22 protein-coding genes are annotated in these 16,827 nt (G+C 65.1%); 14 read left to right on the forward strand and 8 right to left on the reverse strand.

Translation table 11 applies throughout. The features are described from left to right. Positions 1 to 12 precede the first annotated feature (12 nt). Positions 13 to 1,254 carry an RluA family pseudouridine synthase gene (locus tag CO669_RS05655; protein ID WP_097658754.1) on the forward strand — a complete coding sequence of 414 codons (1,242 nt, stop codon included), beginning with the start codon at positions 13 to 15 and terminating at the stop codon, positions 1,252 to 1,254. A 147-nt stretch (positions 1,255 to 1,401) separates the two neighbouring features. On the opposite strand, the gene CO669_RS05660 is transcribed toward CO669_RS05655, so the two are convergent. Continuing rightward, a complete protein-coding gene (locus CO669_RS05660) occupies positions 1,402 to 1,848 on the reverse strand; it encodes a hypothetical protein (RefSeq protein ID WP_097658755.1) in 447 nt (148 codons plus the stop codon). A 74-nt stretch (positions 1,849 to 1,922) separates the two neighbouring features. Here CO669_RS05660 and CO669_RS05665 point away from each other — a divergent pair, with 74 nt between their 5' ends. The 5 genes from CO669_RS05665 to CO669_RS05685 all read left to right on the forward strand — a co-directional run bounded on the left by CO669_RS05665 (position 1,923) and on the right by CO669_RS05685 (position 6,262). Further along, positions 1,923 to 2,717 carry an ATP12 family chaperone protein gene (locus CO669_RS05665; protein ID WP_097658756.1) on the forward strand — a complete coding sequence of 265 codons (795 nt, stop codon included), beginning with the start codon at positions 1,923 to 1,925 and terminating at the stop codon, positions 2,715 to 2,717. Positions 2,718 to 2,771: 54 nt separating this feature from the next. Next, positions 2,772 to 4,388 (forward strand): flagellar hook-length control protein FliK, encoded by a 1,617-nt coding sequence (gene fliK / locus CO669_RS05670; RefSeq protein WP_198963852.1) that lies wholly within the window; start codon positions 2,772 to 2,774, stop codon positions 4,386 to 4,388. Then, complete coding sequence (locus tag CO669_RS05675) at positions 4,385 to 4,648, forward strand: EscU/YscU/HrcU family type III secretion system export apparatus switch protein (RefSeq protein ID WP_097658757.1); 264 nt, start codon at positions 4,385 to 4,387, stop codon at positions 4,646 to 4,648. Before fliK ends, CO669_RS05675 begins: the two co-directional genes overlap by 4 nt. A 76-nt stretch (positions 4,649 to 4,724) precedes the next feature. Then, a complete protein-coding gene (blaOXA, locus tag CO669_RS05680) occupies positions 4,725 to 5,543 on the forward strand; it encodes a class D beta-lactamase (RefSeq protein ID WP_097658758.1) in 819 nt (272 codons plus the stop codon). A 62-nt stretch (positions 5,544 to 5,605) separates the two neighbouring features. Continuing rightward, positions 5,606 to 6,262, forward strand: coding sequence for a carboxymuconolactone decarboxylase family protein (locus tag CO669_RS05685; protein ID WP_097658759.1), 657 nt, complete (start codon positions 5,606 to 5,608; stop codon positions 6,260 to 6,262). 148 nt (positions 6,263 to 6,410) lie between these two features. Here the strand turns inward: CO669_RS05685 and CO669_RS05690 are convergent, their stop codons facing one another. The 3 genes from CO669_RS05690 to CO669_RS05700 form a co-directional block, all read right to left on the reverse strand. Further along, the gene (locus CO669_RS05690) at positions 6,411 to 7,403 is read right to left on the reverse strand and encodes a dienelactone hydrolase family protein (protein WP_097658760.1); all 993 of its coding nucleotides are present in this window, start codon (positions 7,401 to 7,403) and stop codon (positions 6,411 to 6,413) included. A gap of 78 nt (positions 7,404 to 7,481) precedes the next feature. Then, on the reverse strand, positions 7,482 to 8,075 hold the full coding sequence (locus CO669_RS05695) for a hypothetical protein (protein WP_198963853.1): 594 nt from the start codon (positions 8,073 to 8,075) through the stop codon (positions 7,482 to 7,484). 283 nt (positions 8,076 to 8,358) lie between these two features. Further along, positions 8,359 to 8,763 carry a DUF4260 domain-containing protein gene (locus tag CO669_RS05700; protein WP_097658762.1) on the reverse strand — a complete coding sequence of 135 codons (405 nt, stop codon included), beginning with the start codon at positions 8,761 to 8,763 and terminating at the stop codon, positions 8,359 to 8,361. Positions 8,764 to 8,912: 149 nt separating this feature from the next. Between CO669_RS05700 and CO669_RS05705 the strand changes: the two genes are divergently transcribed. From CO669_RS05705 to CO669_RS05715, 3 genes are all read left to right on the forward strand, one after another. Continuing rightward, on the forward strand, positions 8,913 to 10,445 hold the full coding sequence (locus CO669_RS05705; RefSeq protein WP_097658763.1) for an acyl-CoA carboxylase subunit beta: 1,533 nt from the start codon (positions 8,913 to 8,915) through the stop codon (positions 10,443 to 10,445). Between the two features lie 83 nt (positions 10,446 to 10,528). Beyond that, a complete protein-coding gene (locus tag CO669_RS05710; RefSeq protein WP_143278621.1) occupies positions 10,529 to 11,293 on the forward strand; it encodes a hypothetical protein in 765 nt (254 codons plus the stop codon). Positions 11,294 to 11,371: 78 nt separating this feature from the next. Continuing rightward, complete coding sequence (locus CO669_RS05715; protein WP_097658765.1) at positions 11,372 to 11,719, forward strand: hypothetical protein; 348 nt, start codon at positions 11,372 to 11,374, stop codon at positions 11,717 to 11,719. A gap of 121 nt (positions 11,720 to 11,840) precedes the next feature. Here CO669_RS05715 and CO669_RS35895 read toward each other — a convergent pair whose 3' ends face one another. After that, entirely contained in the window at positions 11,841 to 11,993 is a 153-nt protein-coding gene (locus tag CO669_RS35895) for a hypothetical protein (RefSeq protein ID WP_198963854.1), read from the reverse strand. Between the two features lie 73 nt (positions 11,994 to 12,066). Beyond that, entirely contained in the window at positions 12,067 to 12,720 is a 654-nt protein-coding gene (locus tag CO669_RS05720) for a glutathione S-transferase family protein (RefSeq protein WP_097658766.1), read from the reverse strand. Positions 12,721 to 12,849: 129 nt separating this feature from the next. Here CO669_RS05720 and CO669_RS05725 point away from each other — a divergent pair, with 129 nt between their 5' ends. After that, positions 12,850 to 13,164 carry a hypothetical protein gene (locus CO669_RS05725; RefSeq protein WP_143278622.1) on the forward strand — a complete coding sequence of 105 codons (315 nt, stop codon included), beginning with the start codon at positions 12,850 to 12,852 and terminating at the stop codon, positions 13,162 to 13,164. 203 nt (positions 13,165 to 13,367) lie between these two features. Continuing rightward, entirely contained in the window at positions 13,368 to 13,652 is a 285-nt protein-coding gene (locus CO669_RS05730) for a twin-arginine translocation signal domain-containing protein (RefSeq protein WP_097658767.1), read from the forward strand. Positions 13,653 to 13,816: 164 nt separating this feature from the next. Here the strand turns inward: CO669_RS05730 and CO669_RS05735 are convergent, their stop codons facing one another. Next, positions 13,817 to 14,065: a GCG_CRPN prefix-to-repeats domain-containing protein gene (locus CO669_RS05735; protein ID WP_097658768.1), complete on the reverse strand. Its 249-nt coding sequence runs from the start codon at positions 14,063 to 14,065 to the stop codon at positions 13,817 to 13,819. 301 nt (positions 14,066 to 14,366) lie between these two features. After that, complete coding sequence (locus CO669_RS05740) at positions 14,367 to 15,065, reverse strand: ArsR family transcriptional regulator (protein WP_097658769.1); 699 nt, start codon at positions 15,063 to 15,065, stop codon at positions 14,367 to 14,369. A gap of 209 nt (positions 15,066 to 15,274) precedes the next feature. Here CO669_RS05740 and CO669_RS05745 point away from each other — a divergent pair, with 209 nt between their 5' ends. Genes CO669_RS05745 through CO669_RS05755 form a run of 3 tightly spaced genes read left to right on the forward strand, consistent with a single transcriptional unit; the run spans position 15,275 to position 16,819 of the window. Continuing rightward, a complete protein-coding gene (locus CO669_RS05745; protein ID WP_097658977.1) occupies positions 15,275 to 15,583 on the forward strand; it encodes an NIPSNAP family protein in 309 nt (102 codons plus the stop codon). 24 nt (positions 15,584 to 15,607) lie between these two features. Beyond that, the gene (locus tag CO669_RS05750; protein WP_097658770.1) at positions 15,608 to 15,958 is read left to right on the forward strand and encodes an antibiotic biosynthesis monooxygenase family protein; all 351 of its coding nucleotides are present in this window, start codon (positions 15,608 to 15,610) and stop codon (positions 15,956 to 15,958) included. Positions 15,959 to 16,009: 51 nt separating this feature from the next. Further along, positions 16,010 to 16,819 (forward strand): isocitrate lyase/PEP mutase family protein, encoded by an 810-nt coding sequence (locus CO669_RS05755; protein WP_097658771.1) that lies wholly within the window; start codon positions 16,010 to 16,012, stop codon positions 16,817 to 16,819. The last annotated feature ends 8 nt before the right edge of the window (positions 16,820 to 16,827 follow it).

Here is a 16,827-nt window from a genome sequence, read left to right on the forward strand (position 1 = left end):
AGGCAGGCAGCCATGAGCCGCCGTATCAAGAGAATGAACCCAAAGCCGCGTTCGCGTGACGAGCGTGACGACTCACGCCCGCATCAGGCGCGGAGCGCGAAGAAGGCCGGGCCGCGTCCCGGTGGCAAGCCGGGCGGTAAACCCGGCGGCAAGCCGCCGCGGTTTGCCGGCGAGCGCGCCGAGCGGCGTCCGCCCAAGGCCAGGCTGGAGAAGGCTGAGTTCGAAAGGCCTGCGCCCAAAGAGCCGGTCGAGGCGCTGCTGCCAACCAAGGTGCAGACCGTCAAGGTGACGGCCGACGAGAACAACATGCGCGTGGACCGTTTCCTCGAGGCGCGCTTTCCGGGCCTGTCGTTCTCCCACATCCAGCGCGTCGTGCGCAAAGGCGAGCTGCGCGTCGACGGCAGGCGCGTCGACAGCAAGGACCGCCTGGAGGAGGGCCAGAGCGTCCGCATTCCGCCGCTCAAGCTCGATGCGCCCAAGGTCGTCGGCGAGCTCTCGGACGCCGCGCAGAAGACGCTCAAGGCGCTCAAGGAGATGACGATCTACGAGGATGACGACGTCCTCGTCCTCAACAAGCCGGCCGGCCTAGCCGTGCAGGGCGGCTCCGGCATGACCCGCCACATCGACCAGATGCTGGAGGTGATGCGGGATGCCAAGGGCCAGAAGCCGCGCCTCGTGCACCGTATCGATCGCGAGACCTCGGGCTGCCTGCTGATCGCCAAGACGCGCTTTGCCGCCTCGCATCTGACCGGCGCGTTCCGCTCGCGCTCTGCGCGCAAGGTCTATTGGGCGCTGGTGCCGGGCCTGCCGAAGCCGAAGCAGGGCCGCATCTCGACCTTCCTCGCCAAGGAAGAGAGCGAGGACGACACCATCATGCGCATCGCCCAGCACGGCGACGAGGGCGCCAGCCACGCGGTGACCTATTACGCGGTGGTCGAGACCGCCGGCAACAAGCTGACCTGGGTGTCGCTGAAGCCGGTGACGGGCCGCACCCACCAGCTCCGCGCCCACATGGCCCATATCGGCCATCCCATCGTCGGCGATCCCAAATATTTCAACATCGAGAACTGGCAGCTGCCGGGCGGCCTGCAGAACCGGTTGCATCTCCTGGCACGCCGCATCGTCATTCCGCATCCGCGCGGCGGCGTGATCGACGCCACCGCGCCTTTGCCGCCGCACATGCAGCAGTCGTGGAATCTGCTCGGGCTGGATGCGAGCAGGTTCGACCCGATCGAGAACGCGCCGGAGGAGTAGGCGGCGGGGCGCGCCAAACACTCGGTGTCATCGCCCGCGAAGGCGGGCGATCCAGTATTCCAGAGGCCAGCGTTTGAGAGCCTGCTCTCACGATGTCCGCCACGGCGTACTGGATGCCCCGGTCAAGCCGGGGCATGACAGCCCCCCTCACTTCCGGAACTGCTCCAGAAACATCCGCAAGGAATCGTGCGGGCTCTCGACATCCGTGATCAGCCAGCCCTCGGGACCGTTGACCAGGATGAAGTTCAGCACCACGGCTCTGCCGCGATTGTCGAAATTCGCGGCGACATAGGTCTTGTCGTATTGTCTGCGGACGACCGCGATCGCGACCGGCCCGAGCTTCCAGCTTCGGCTCTGCACCAGGAAGTCGTAGGGCTCGGCCCGCGGTGCGCTCCACGCCTTGCGCAGGCTCGGATCGAAGAACTGGCGGGTGGTGGCCGCATCGCGCGGCAGGCCCCCGGACAGCTCCGGCGCCCCTTCGCCGTAATGGGCATAGACGTTGCGCACCAGCGATTCCGGAGTGCGAAAGCCGGCCTCCGCCGCGGTTGGCCAAAGCCCGGCGAGCAGGGCCACGATCCCCGCAAGTTCCCTCATGCCGCTGCTCGCTTTATCGGCCACAGGATTTATCTTAGAAGCCTAGCATCCAGCGACCGGGACCGAAAACTCACATGCGCGAATTGTTCGAAGAAGCCGCAAGCCAGCCTCCGCCGGATCCGCGGGAATCGGCGCGTGCGTCCGCGCGCACCCCGCTGCGCAAGCGCTTCTACAAGGAGGCCGGCGTCGCGGAGGCCGAGGGCGGCTTTGCCATCACGCTCGACGGCAAGCCGATCCGCACGCCCTCGGGCCGCCAGGTGGTGATCCCCGCGCGGGCGCTCGCCGATGCCGTGGCCGCGGAATGGGCGGCTCAGGGCGAGAGCATTGATCCGGTGAGCATGCCGCTGACGCGCATTGCCAACAGCGTGGTCGAGGGCGTCGTCGACCGCGTCGCGCTCGTGAGTGACGATCTTGCAAAATATTTCGAGTCCGATCTGCTGTTCTACCGCGCCGGCCACCCGGAAGGGCTCGTCGCCCGCGAGGCCGCGCATTGGGATCCCGTCCTGTTCTGGGCGGCGGAGACGCTCGGGGCGCATTTCATCCTGTCCGAGGGCGTCATGCATGTGAAGCAGCCGGAGGAGGCGCTTCGGGCCGCCCGCGCGGCGCTGCCGGAGGATGCCTGGTCGGTCGCCGCGCTCCATGTGGTGACGACCCTGACCGGCTCCGCGCTGCTGGCCCTGGCTCTGGCCCATGGCGTGCGCGATGCCGGGCAGATCTGGGATGCCGCCCATGTCGATGAGGACTGGAACAGCGAGCAATGGGGCGTGGACGAGGAGGCGGCCGCCCGCCGGGCCACGCGGCTCAGGGATTTCGAGGCTGCCGTGACGGTCTTGTCGGCGGCAAAGGCCTCCGCGGCCAAAGGTCCTTAACGAGAGGTTTACGACGCGGGCGTTAGGGTGGGGGCTCCCCTTGGGTCCCCTGAGATGCCGACGCCGGTCACGTCCATCCTTCCCGTCAGTGCCGCCAGCCCCTTGGCTGATGCGGCGACGCCCGATCTCGTGCTGCAGGCCGGCAGCGTCGTGGACGCCAGGGTCCTCAGCGTGATGGCGGACAATCTGGTGCGGATTGCGATCGCCAACCTCTCGATGGACGTGATGTCGGAGGTGCCGCTGACGCAGGGGCAGAATCTCCAGCTCGCGGTGTCGCAGCACGACGGCACCATTCGCCTTGCCGTCATGAACGGGGCGGGCGAGGCGGCCACCGATCAGATCACGTTGACGCCGCGTGCGGCGTCGCTGGTGGAAAGCCCGCCGCTTGCGCCGTCGGCGAGTGCGGCACGTGCCACGCTGACGCCGGCGGAGCAGGTCGCCGTCACCGTCGCCTCCGCCGAGGCCGTCACCAAGCAGGGCAGCCAGGGGCCGCTGTTCGCCAATCTGGCCTCTATCGTCACCGGCAGCGATCTGCCGGCGGGGCTGAAGCAGGCGGTGCTGGACGTGCTGGCGCAGCAGACGCCGCTCAACACCGCCCTCGATGGCGGCGATATCGAATCCGCCTTCCAGAAATCAGGCCTGTTCCTCGAGGCCTCGCTCGCCGCCGGCATGACGCCGTCCTCCGGGACCGCACCGGATCTGAAGGCGGCATTGCTGGTGCTGCGCCAGACGCTGGCCACGATTGAAACCGCGGTGCCGCAGACCCAGGGCGCGCTTCCGACGAGCGCCACGGCGACAGCGCAGGTCGCCGCCGCGCCGGCGCAGACCCCAGGCGAGGCCGCGCCGGGCGCGTTGCCGCCATCCGGCTCCGACGTCGCCCAATCATCGCAAGCGCCGCGCAACGCCAATCCCGCCGCTGCCGTGCTCGCCGACATCGCCGGCGGCCCAGCGCAGGCCGCGATGCCGAGGACCATGTCCGCGGGCCTTGCCGCGACCCTGCTGCAGGAGGTCACGCAAAACCTGCCGCGCCTGACCGGCAACGTTCCGGGTTCGAACAAGGCCGTGCCCGATGGCCATATCTTCGAAGCGGCCGCGCGCGCGACACCGCCGCCGTTCCGTGGCGCATTGCCGGCGCCGCAGCCCATCGCCTCGCCGTCGCTCGCGCCCGGTACGCCGCTCCCCGCAACCGTGCATCGCCTGCTCGACGAGACCGACGCCGCCATCGCGCGGCAAACGCTGCTCCAGGTCGCCTCGCTCCCCGATCGCACCGACCCCAGCGGTCATCGGATCGACCCGGCCGTGCCGCAGTGGAATTTCGAGATCCCGTTTGCAACGCCGCAGGGCACCGCGATGGCGCAGTTCGAGATCTCGCGCGACGGCGGCAACGAATCCGCCGATCCCGCCAGGCAGGCCTGGCGCGCGCGCTTCACGCTCAATGTCGAGCCGGCCGGTCCGGTGCATGCGTTGATCACGCTGAGCGGCGACAAGACTTTCGTGCGGATGTGGGCGGAGCGGCCGGCGACCGCGCAGCAGCTTCGTGCCGGCATCGGCGAGCTCAACCAGGCGCTGACGAGGGCCGAGCTCAAGCCCGGCGACATCCTGGTCCGCGACGGCACGCCGCCGCAACCGGCGCCGGCCCGCGCCGGCCACTTCCTGGATCGCGCCACATGAGCGATCCCTCCAAGCTCGCGATCGCGCTGCATTACGAGAAGGGCACCAACGCCCCGGTCGTCGTCGCCAAGGGCAAGGGCTCGATCGGCGAAAAGATCGTCGAGATCGCCAAAGCCAACGACATCCCGATCGAGGAAAACGAGATCCTGGCCGGGGCGCTCTCCAAGGTCGAGCTCGGCGAGGAGATCCCGCCGGATCTCTACAAGGCCGTCGCAGAGGTGCTGGTGTTCGTGCTGCGGCTGTCGGGCCGAGGGCGTTAGAACCAGACTGTCATCGTTTCACCACGATGGCAGCTGCATGGTCGCGGCCCATTCCACGGCTTGACGGATATCTCTCTTGCTGAACCGCCGTTCCGCCCTCGGCCTTCTCGCCGCATCCGCCATGCTGCCGCAGCGCGCGCTCGCCCATGTCGCGCCGCCGCGCAACGAAATCCGTGACAGTCTCGCAAAGCGTTTCACCGATCTCGGCACGTCGGGCACCTTCGTCGGCTACAAGGTCGAGGACTATCTGATCGTTGCCAGCGACAAGGAGCGCTCGGGCGAGGGTAAGCTGCCGGCCTCGACCTTCAAGATCCCGAACTCGCTGATCGCGCTGGAGACGGGCGTCGTCACTGACCCCGACAAGGACGTGTTCCCCTGGGACGGCGTCAAGCGTCCGATCGAGGCCTGGAACAAGGACCACACGCTGCGCAGCGCCATCGCGGTCAGCGCGGTGCCGGTCTATCAGGAGATCGCGCGCCGGATCGGGCAGGAGCGCATGCAGAAATATGTCGACGAGTTCGACTACGGCAATCGCGACATCGGCGGCGGTATCGACCAGTTCTGGCTCACCGGGAATTTGCGCATCGATCCGGTCGAGCAGATCGATTTCGTCGACCGGCTGCGCCGTCGTGCGCTCCCGATCTCCAAGCGCAGCCAGGATCTCGTCGCCGACATCCTGCCGGTCACGAAGGTGGACGACAGCGTCATCCGCGCCAAGTCGGGCCTCTTGGGTGCCGAGCGCGGCGAGCCGTCGCTGGGGTGGATGGTCGGCTGGGCCGAGAAGGGCGAGGCGCACACCGTGTTCGCGCTCAACATGGATTGCGGGGAGTCGCGCCTCGTCGGGGAGCGCATGCCGTTGGCGCAAGCCTGCCTTGCCGAGATCGGCGCGATATAGCGCTACCGCGCCGGCGCCGCTCGACTAGCATCCTCCCACCAGGAAAAATCGGGAGGACAACAATGAACGCAACACCGCTCTGGCTGTCGTCGATCACGCTTGCCGCCGCCGGCGGCTGGCTCGCCGCAACGATGTTTGCAGCACCCGCGACCAGCAAGGAGCCGCGCTTTCCGCAACTGACCATGGATCAGCTCGATGCCAAGCAGAAGCCGCTCGGCGAGCAGATCATGAAGGTGTCGAGCGTCGGCATCGGCGGTCCTTACAACCCGATGATCCGCAGCCCCGTGCTCGGCCAGCGCCTGTTCGACCTGTTTCACTATCTGCGCTGGGAGACCTCGGTCCCGACCAAGCTCAACGAGTTCGCGATCCTGATCATCGGACGGCAATGGCGCTCGCAGGTGGAGTGGTTTGCCCACGCGCCGCTCGCGGCGAAGGCGGGGCTGTCGTCCGACATCATCGCAGAGCTGAAGGCCAACAAGCGGCCGTCGAAGATGGCCGAGGACGAGACCGTGGTCTATGACTTCGTCACCGAGCTGACCGCGACCAGGAAAGTCTCCGACGAGACCTTTGCACGGGCCAAGAAGGTGTTCAACGATCAGCAGATCGTCGATCTCACCGCGCTCGCCGGCAATTACGTGATGGTCGCGATGCTGCTGGCGATGGCGGAGGAGACCGTGCCGCCCGGCAAGGAGGAGCCGTTCAAGCCGGGCGAGCCGTAGGAAGCGCGAGAAGCCCGCGATAGAATTGCGGTGCCGTAGGGTGGGCAAAGGCGCGCAGCGCCGTGCCCACGATCTCTCTCCGTCATCGGCGGTTCGTGGGCACGCTTCGCTTTGCCCACCCTACGGCACTGTGCTGCGGAGCAGGCGCTCACCCCAGCTTGAACAACGCCTGCAGGAACTCCTCCACCGCCTTGCGTGATTCCGCGGCCGTCTTCGGATTGCCGCCGACATGCGGGTTCAGCTCGACGCAGGCATCCTTGTAGGTGAAGGGCGCATTGGTGTCGCCGTTCATCAGCACGCCGCCGTCGCCTTCCTTGATCCGGCAATTGCGGACGGTCTGCGCGTTGGTCGACACGTTGACGGTGCTGACGCCGAGCAGGCCGCTGTCGAAGCCGTGCGCGCTGTCGGGGTATTCGGTCAGCACCACGTCGCGCCCGGCCGTCTTCAGCCGCTCGACGAAGGCCTTGCAGCTCTTCACGGGATTGTAGTCGTCGGGCGTGCCGTGGAAGATGCGGATCGGGCGCGCGGCGACCTCGCTGTCGCCGACATAGGTCGTCGAGCAATCCGGGTAGAACGGGATGTAGGCCGCGAACTGGATGCCGGACTTGTTCCAGAGCTTGTTGAAGCGGTCGAGGCTGGCATAGAGCGTTGCCTGTCCGCCGCGCGAAAAGCCCATCAGCACGATGCGGTCAGGATCGACGCGCGGGTGTTTCGCCAAAATCTCCAGCGAACGATAGATGTCGATGATCAGGTTGAGCCGGCCGAGCAGGGCCTGGTTCGGCCCGACCACCGTCAGCCCGCGGCCGGTGAAGCCGTCGATCACGAAGGTCGAGATGCCCATGGCGTTGAAGGCGTGCACCCAGGCTTCGGTGGTGGCGCCGACGCCGCTGGAGCCGTGCATCAGCACCACGACCGGAAGCTTGCCGGTTCCTTGCGCGACGCGGAATTCGCCGGCGACCGTCACCGGCTTGCCGGCGGCGGCGTCGCCGCTGAGGAATTGCTGGTCGGAGAGGGTGAGCGAGGGGATCGGGTAGATCTCGGCGCGGGTGGCGACTTCCTTCGGCAGGGATTGCGCTTGGGCGAGCATGGTCGAAGCGCAGAGCGCAATGAGCGTTGCAGCGACGCGGAATGCCGTCGGCATCGGATCCTCCCTGATATTTTCAGCGAGTAGAACAACGCAGCCGCGCGCTGTCAATTTTGACGCAGGCTGTCGGCCGGCTCAGGCCTTGTCGGCCTTCTTCGCCGTGAGCGCCTGGTCGATGGCAAAGCCGCCGATCTCGCTCATCGCCTGCGAGATCACGTCACCCTTGCGGGCAAAGCCGGCGGACAGGAAATCGAACTGCGTGCGCGCCAGCCGCAGCACCTCGATCGGCACCGAGACCGCGGTCTCGTTGAAGCTGTCGACTGAGGCACGCAAGCTGTCGAGCTCGGTCGTGAGCTTGCCGATATGGCTCTCGGCATTCTGCATCAGGCTGATCAGCTTGCCACGCTCGGCGTCGAACGCGGCGCGCTCGGCGGCGGCTGCCGCGGTGACCTCGGCAAGCTGCGCCCGCAGCGTCTCGATCTGGCCGACCATGGCATCGGAGGCGAGCTCGGCGGCCTCGCGCAGCTCGGCGTTGCGGGTGCTCTCGATCTGCTGCTCGTGATAGAGCCGCTCGGCGGACATCGCCCGCTGGCCGAGCTGCTCGATCAGGCTTGCGGCGCGCAGCAGCATCTCGCCATTCCGCCCCGACACCATGCTGGCCATCCGCCGCAGGAAGTCGATGGTTTCGGACGATGAGTTCGGCGGCAGGGGGACGACCGTCGCGGACATGAGGTGATGCTGAGCCAAGGCCTTTGGGACCGCCGCCGTACCGACTGGGCTCACGCAACATTCGGCGTCTGATCGCGAGGGCAGAGCAAGCCTGAATCGGCAAGCCCGGTCAACCGGCTGGCGCGCGAAATGCGATCGCGTAGCCCGGATGGAGCGGAGCGAAATCCGGGACGGTGCAGCGTGGGGCCCGACCCCGGATGACGCGGAGCCTGTCATCGGGCGGCGCTCCGCGCCGACCCGTTGGCTCCGTCGGGGCTACGCAGCCGGCCGAAGCTTGAAGCCGTCAGGCGTCCTTCTGCCGGCCGATCCGACCCAGATGGGTGAAGCCGAACCCGGCAGAATATTTCAGCCCATAGCCCAGCGCTCGGTCGATGCCGATATGGGCGAGCCAGATCAAGGCGATGGACAGGGTGAGCGGTGAGGTGAGGCCAAAGCCGAGGGTCAGCAGCGCCACCGGCGCCATGTAGCTGTGGGCGGCGTTGTAGACCATCGCGCCGAAGCGCGCGTCGGCGAGGTATGCCAGGAAGCTCAGATCGGGGACGAAGAACAGCAGGGCAAACACCAGCCAGGAGCCGTCCCAGGCCCAGTAGAGCATCACCATGCCCGCGAACAGTGTCAGTCCCTCCAGGCGCAGCAGGATCCTGACGCCGCCCGTCGCAGCCCCTGTTTCGGTCGTTCGGTCGTCCATCGACGTCTCCCAGGCAAAACTTTGTAATTCCTTGCGCTTTCACGCTACCTCAGGGCAGCCCTGCGGCGCCGAAAGCGGCTTCCCGGCTCGCAAAATGCCGTGTTAGAACCCCCGGCAAGCGTGACTTAGTTAAGAATTGGCGGGAGCAAATGAAACACATCCTGGACGCCCTTGAAGATCGTCGTGCCGGTGCCAAGCTCGGCGGCGGGGAGAAGCGCATCGAGGCGCAGCACGCCCGCGGCAAGCTGACCGCGCGTGAGCGCATCGAGCTCCTGCTCGACAAGGGATCGTTCGAGGAGTTCGACATGTTCGTCGAGCACCGCTCCACCGAGTTCGGCATGGAGAAGAGCAAGGTGCCCGGCGACGGCGTCGTCACCGGCTGGGGCACGGTGAACGGCCGCAAGACGTTCGTCTTCGCCAAGGACTTCACCGTGTTCGGCGGCTCGCTCTCCGAAACCCATGCGCTGAAGATCACAAAACTCCAGGACATGGCGATGAAGGCGAGGGCGCCCATCATCGGCCTTTATGACGCGGGCGGCGCCCGCATCCAGGAAGGCGTCGCCGCGCTCGCCGGCTATTCCTACGTGTTCCGCCGCAACGTGCTCGCCTCCGGCGTGATCCCGCAGATCTCCGTCATCATGGGCCCCTGCGCCGGCGGCGACGTCTATTCGCCTGCGATGACCGACTTCATCTTCATGGTGAAGAACACCAGCTACATGTTCGTCACCGGCCCTGACGTCGTGAAGACCGTCACCAACGAGGTCGTCACCGCCGAAGAGCTCGGCGGCGCCTCGGTGCACGCCACGCGCTCCTCGATCGCCGACGGCGCCTTCGAGAACGACGTCGAGACGCTCCTGCAGATGCGTCGCCTGATCGATTTCCTGCCGTCCAACAACACCGACGGCGTGCCGGAATGGCCGAGCTTCGACGACATCGGCCGCGTCGACATGTCGCTCGACACGCTGATCCCCGACAATCCGAACAAGCCCTACGACATGAAGGAGCTGATCCTGAAGGTCGTGGACGAGGGCGATTTCTTCGAGATCGCCGACATGTTCGCCAAGAACATCGTCACCGGCTTCGGCCGCATCGCCGGGCGCACCGTCGGCTTCGTCGCCAACCAGCCGATGGTGCTGGCCGGCGTGCTCGACTCTGACGCCTCCAGGAAAGCGGCGCGCTTCGTCCGCTTCTGCGACGCCTTCAACATCCCGATCGTCACCTTCGTCGACGTGCCGGGCTTCCTGCCGGGCACCGCGCAGGAATATGGCGGCCTGATCAAGCACGGCGCGAAACTCCTGTTCGCCTATTCGCAGTGCACCGTGCCGCTCGTCACCATCATCACCCGCAAGGCCTATGGCGGCGCCTTCGACGTCATGGCCTCCAAGGAGATCGGCGCCGACATGAATTACGCCTGGCCGACCGCCCAGATCGCGGTGATGGGCGCCAAGGGCGCGGTGGAGATCATCTTCCGCAGCGACATCGGCGACCCCGACAAGATCGCCGCCCGCACCAAGGAATACGAAGACCGCTTCCTGTCACCCTTCATCGCCGCCGAGCGCGGCTATATCGACGACGTCATCATGCCGCACTCGACGAGGAAGCGGATCGCGCGGGCGCTGGCGATGCTGAAGGACAAGAAGGTGGAAACGCCGGCGAAGAAGCACGACAATTTGCCGTTGTGAGGGGTAGTCGATCGGTTCGTCGCTGTTGCTACTTTAGATTGATTATGTAGTCTGCTCTCCAGTCAATGCTGACGGGGGGCGACATGGAGGTATTAGTTGAACTGATAAAGGGGGCGGCTCCGGCGATCGCAGGATCAATTGCGATTGCATTTGCTCTGATCCAGACGCTGGCGCGCTTTTACAGCCAATATATCAAACTTCGACGAGAGCGACTTAAATTCGAGTCTGAAAGGAAGGAGCTCTCAGAAACAATTGTAAACAGCTTATCATTGGAGGAGAAAAATCGAGAGGAAGTCGTAAAACGAATTGATGCTGAGCTCTTGAGGGCGCCGGTACCTGAGCGGCCGCCGTCATGGGCGGCGAATCTTGCTGATAGCCGGGAGCGCCTTACGGACGAAATTTTATCACTCAGAAATTCTGGACGTTCTCACTTGCTTTACGGATTGGCTTTCTCTCTTTTTTCCCTTTCCGCGCTTGGGGTTTTTGCTTTTGTTCAGAATGGGCAAAGTCTTAACGAGTTTGTTAGCCGCGAATTACTCTATCGGTTAGGCTTCGCTCTCCTGCTTCAAACAGTTGGGTTCTTCTTCTTACGACTATATGTGAAGAACCAAGTAGACATAAAGTACTACAACAATGAGTTGACGAACCTAGACGCGAGGGAGGCAGGTATTCGCCTCGCTCTTGAGAGAAAGGGCTCGGTTGCGAAATTGGTCGACAGTCTGTCGAAGACAGAGCGAAACTTCATTTTGAAGAAGGGCGAGAGTTCAATATTCGACGATAACCGCAACTATGTTGAAAATCTCGCTGAGAAGATTTGGATGTCTGCAAGATCCGCGGGTGGCAAATGAATAGAGCGGCGGGTCCGTCCACTGAGCAACAGGCGCGTGGGTTAGGAGACGAGTTGGTCAAGCCCCTTACATACTAGAATGACTAAAGCAAATCCTACCGACGAAATCTCCGACATCGAAGACCGCATCGAGCGGCTCGCCGAGATCGCCGAACGCTGCCGCAAATACATCCTTGCGTCCAAGATCGCGATCGGGGGCGGGGCGGCGCTGCTGGTGGTGACGATCCTCGGTGTATTCGGCTTCGGTCAGACCGCAGCGCTCGGATCGATTGCGCTGGTGCTCGGCGGGATCGTGTCGCTCGGCTCGAACGTCAGTACATTGCGGCAGACGGACGATGCCATCAGCGCTGCGGAGGCGCGCCGTGCGGCGTTGATCGGCAATATCGACTTGCGCCTCGTCGCCGATGCGCCGCTGAAGCTGGTGTGACGGGTAGGGTGGATTAGCGATAGCGTAATCCACCAAGGTCTGCGTCACCGGATCGAGAAGTGGCGGATTACGCTGGCGCTAATCCGCCCTACGTAGCTGACGCATCCGGCGCCAGCACGCCTCACGCGGCGGACTTGAGCGTCAGCTCAGACAATTCGGTACGGCATTCGGCGGCGAAGGCCTGAAGCCGGTCGGCGGTCCGGCGGTCGAGGATGGCCTTGGCCAGCCGCTCGGCGCGGGCGATCTGTCGCTTGAGATATTCGATGCGGACCATGGGTCACCTTTCGAAACTGCTTCCTTTCGCTGGCGACTGTATCCCGGACACGGGATCGGTTATGTGAGGCGCATCACGTTTTGCGCGCCTGATCCGCCGCGGCGAAATGCGCCATCTGGTCGGCGTGGGCCTTGATGAACGCCGGGCGGCCGGTGGCGCGCGCGACGTAGGCGCGACAGGCGGGACTGTCAGCCAGCGCGCCGAAACCATCGATGACGCGCAGCACATCCGCCATCAGGATGTCGGCGACGGAGAACGAGCCGGCCAGCCATTCGCGGCTGGCGAGCACCGGCTCGAGATGCTTCAGGCGAAGCTTGAGGAAGTCGTCGACGAATTTCCACGCCGCGGTGTCGGTCGGATGTCCCATGAACTTCGACATGCCCCAGGGCAGGCTGGCCATCTCCACCGAATTGAGCGCCGCGAACACCCATTCCGTGGTCTCGCTGCGGCCGCGCGGATCGGATGGCATCAGCTTCTCGCTGAGCCCGCCGAGATGCAGCAGGATCGCGCCGGTCTCGAAGATCGAGATGTCGCCGTCGGTCAGCCACGGCACCTGGCCGAACGGCTGATGCGCGAGATGCGCGGGCCCGCGATCGTCGAACGGCGCGCTGGCGACGCGATAGGGCAGACCGGCCTCCTCGAGCGCCCAGCGCACGCGCAGGTCGCGCACGAAACCGCGCGGCGCTTCGGGAACCCAGTTGAAGGTGGTCAGGGTGAGGTCGGCCATGTGCTGTCTCCGTGTCCGGTTTCAAAGCAAGGACGAGCGAAGAGCGTTCGTTCCGACACCCCCGCCAACTCTTTTTGTCGTCGGCGCCTGAAGCGGCTAGGTTCGTGCCAAGCAACAGGAGGAAACCCGATGCCAGCAGCCTTCTTCGTCGTTCGTGCCGTCGTTCCCGACGCCGAACAGCGCGCCGCCTTCGATCGATGGTACGAGACGGAACATGTGCCCGACGCGGTGAAGGCATTCGGCGTAGCCAAGGCGTGGCGGTTCTGGAGCCTCGACGACCCCTCGCTGCACCAGGCGATGTATCAGTTCGACGACGAGGCCAAGCTCGCGGCGATGCTGAAGGGCGATGCCTTGCAGAAGCTCGTCGCCGATTTCATCCGCGACTGGCCGGACGTCAAGCGCTCGCGCGAGACGCTGGTGCTGGCGCAGGAGTTTTCCAGGTAGGGAGATGGCGTAGCCCGGATGGAGCGCGAGCGTCATTCGATGCATGAATCCCGGCATGAATCCCGGATTGCGCTGCGCTTCATCCGGGCTACCAATTTCGCCTCACGTCACCAGGGAATCTGAACACGGGATTCAGCCTCGGTTCATGTCGTGACCGCGACACTTCCCCTGCATCACTTAGCCGATAGCCCAGAGGACATGTCATGGAGCGCCGGAACTTTTTGAAATTTGCATTGGGACTGACGGCGGGTGCCGCCGCGTTCGCCGCGACTGCGCAGGCCGCGCCGCTGTCACCGCATCCGCTCGGCGATTCCGCGCGCATGCCGGAAGGCAATCCCGACGCTCATCCCGCCGTCACCACCAGCGAGGAAGCCGGCAAGCTCACGCCCGAGCAGGTGCACTGGCACGGCCATCACCGCCACTGGGGCTGGCGCCGTCGTCATTGGCGCCGGCATTACCGGCGCTGGCACCGCCGCCACGGCTGGTGAGCCCGGCAAAGTCGTGAACTGGACGGGGATCGCAGCCGGCGATCCCCGTTTCGATTCCGGAGTGCTGCAATTTTCACGGAGGAGCGAATCGTCGCCAGCAGCCGCCGAAACGAAAATGGCCGCGCAGGCTTTCGCCGCGCGGCCATCTCGACAATGTCGGAAGATCAGAACGGGCGGCAGCGGCCGGCGTACCAGCGGAAGCCGTAGGGGCACACGCGCGCGCGCGGCACGACGACGACCGGTGGGGCTACATACACGGGAGCCGGGCGCACGACGACCGCGCCGCGCATCGGGCGACAATTCCCATAGGGGCCGCGATAGAACCCACGGCCGCAGCCCTCGGCGGCGCTGGCCGCTTCGCTGAAACCGACGACCGCGCTGGCAAGCATGGCGGCGGCGAACAGGTATTTCATTTGGTCTTCCTTCTCGTCCTTGGGGGCAAGTCTCTGGAGGCAAGTCTTTGAGGCAAGTCTTTGAGGCAAGTCTTCGGAAATCCGGCGCTTGCGGCGCACACTGAATCAAAAGACACGATTCGACATATCAAATCTTGCAACATGTCGACACGGCGCGATCCAAACCTGCCAATCATGACCTGAATGCGGCATGAACGTTCCCCTGGCATCCGGCCTGGGGCGACAGACATGGCGCGGGCGGCCGGGAAGGCGCCAAACTCTGAGGCCACTGCAGCGCTTCGGGACGCCACGGGCGCGCGGGTCAGTCCTTCCGGTTGCCGAACAGTGCGGCAAACTGCTTCTCGCCAGTGCGGGTGAAGTTCACCACGCGGCTGCCGGGCGTGGTGTCACGCGCCGCCCATTTCAGCTCGGCGAAGCGCTGCATCATTGCAGCCCCGAGCGTGCCGGCAAGGTGATGCCGCCGCTCGCTCCAATCCAGGCAGGCCTTGCACACCGGACGGCGCGGGTGGGTGAGCATGTCGGATGAGATCTGCAGGTGTTTTGCGAGAAAGCGCTCGCCCTCGGCCGTCAGCTCGATGTCCTGCTTCTTCTGCCGAATTAGATTCCGCTCGCGCAAGGAATCCAGCATCTGCACGCCGAGATCGCCGGCGAGATGATCGTAACAGATCCGCGCACGCCGCAGCGCCGGATCCTTCGGCCCGGTGCGCACCCGCATGTGGCCGGTGCGCGCGGCGAGGCCTGCGAGGCCCTCGAGCACGCCGGCGACGTCGTCGTCGGTGAGGCGATAGTAGCGGTGGCGGCCCTGCTTTTCCGGCTCCACCAGCCCGCCGGCCTCGAGCTTGGCCAGATGCGAGCTCGCCGTCTGCGGCGTGATGCCGGCCTCCTGCGCCAGCTCGCTCGCGGTCAGCGCGCGGCCGTTCATCAGCGCCGTGAGCATGTTGGCGCGGGCGGGGTCGCCGACCAGGGAGGCGACCAGGGCGATGTCGGGTCCTGATTTCATGCTTCGATGGTAGCCGAAGCATTGTGGTCGGGCAAGGGACTAGCGTGCTGCTGCAAACACGTCATTGCGAGGCGCGCGTCCGTAGGGCGGGCAAAGGAGCGCAGCGACGTGCCCACCAATCGTCGTTGCGGACAAAGGACGTGGGCACGCTTCTCTTTGCCCACCCTACGAGACCTGCGCTCGCAATGACGGAAACACAGGAGCCGCTCATGTCCGTCACCGTCTTCATCCGCTACCAGCTCGATCCGTTCAAGCGCGCGCAGTTCGAGGCATATTCGAAGCGCTGGCTCACCATCATCCCGAAATGCGGCGGCGACCTGATCGGCTATTTCATGCCGCACGAGGGCACCAACAACATCGCGTTCGCGCTGATCACCTTCGAGAGCCTCGCCGCCTATGAAGCCTACCGCGCCCGGTTGCGGCAGGATGCGGAAGGCATGGCCAACTTCCATTTCGCCGAGGAACACAAATTCATTCTCGCCGAAGAGCGCACCTTCCTGCGCAAGGTGGTATTGTAGGCGGGATAGCAGCAGGAGATGCCCATGATCGCCGTGATCTTCGAGGTCTGGCCCAAGCCGGAACACCGTCAGGATTATTTCGACCTCGCTGCCGATCTGAAGCCGCTGCTGCAAACCATCGACGGCTTCATCTCGGTCGAGCGCTTCGAGAGCCTGACCGAGAAGGGCAAGATCCTGTCGGTGTCGTTCTGGCGAGACGAGGCCGCGGTGCAGGCCTGGCGCAACACGATGGAGCACCGCCGCACCCAGGCCAAGGGCAGGGCGAAGATCTTCGCCGATTATCATCTGCGCATCGCCAGCGTGGTCAGGGACTACAGCATGAACGATCGCGACGAGGCGCCGAAGGACAGCCGGGCGGTGCATGATGCGCACTAGCGTTCGGTTTCATGCATGCCTATCTCTGCGCGGCCAACAAGGGAGAGCAACATGCATGTGACAACCGCCGACAAGCGCGCGACCTTCAAGAAGATGCACGAGAGCGGATGTTTCATCCTGCCCAATCCGGTCGATGTCGGCAGCGCGAAAGCCTTGCAGCATCTCGGTTTCAAGGCGGTCGCCTCATCGAGCGCGGGCTTTGCCTGGACCATCGGCAAGGCCGATAATCACGTCACCGTCGAGGACGTCTGTCAGCATCTGGCAGCATTGAGCTCGGCGGTCGACATTCCCGTCAACGCCGATTTCGAGGGCGGCTTTGCAGTCGAGCCGGACAGGGTCGCGGACAATGTCGAGCGCTGCGTGCGCACCGGCGTTGCCGGCCTGTCGATCGAGGATTCCACCGGCGACAAACACAATCCGATCTACGACCGCGCGCTCGCGGTCGAGCGGATCAAGGCCTCGCGCAAGGCGATCGGTGACAGCGGCACGTTGCTGGTCGGGCGCTGCGAAGCCTATTTGTGGGGCGTGACCGATCTCAAGCTGGTCATCGACCGGCTCACCGCCTATGCGGATGCCGGCGCCGACTGCCTTTATGCGCCGGGCCTGAAGACCCGCGAGGACATCGGCGCCGTGGTGAAGGCTGTCGCACCAAAGCCGTTCAACCTTCTGATCGGCGGGTCCGGTTTGTCACGGAGCGAAGCCGAGGACCTCGGCGTGCGCCGCATCAGCGTCGGCGGCTCGCTCGCCCGCGCCGCCTGGGGCGGCTTCATGCGCGCGGCAAAGGAGATGGCGGAGAAGGGGACCTTTACCGAGATGGCCAGCGGCTATCCCGGCGGCGAGCTCAACAAGATGTTCAGCTAGGCGACTGA

Source organism: Bradyrhizobium sp. Y36 (assembly GCF_002531575.1).
In the GTDB taxonomy this organism is placed as follows: Bacteria; Pseudomonadota; Alphaproteobacteria; order Rhizobiales; family Xanthobacteraceae; genus Bradyrhizobium.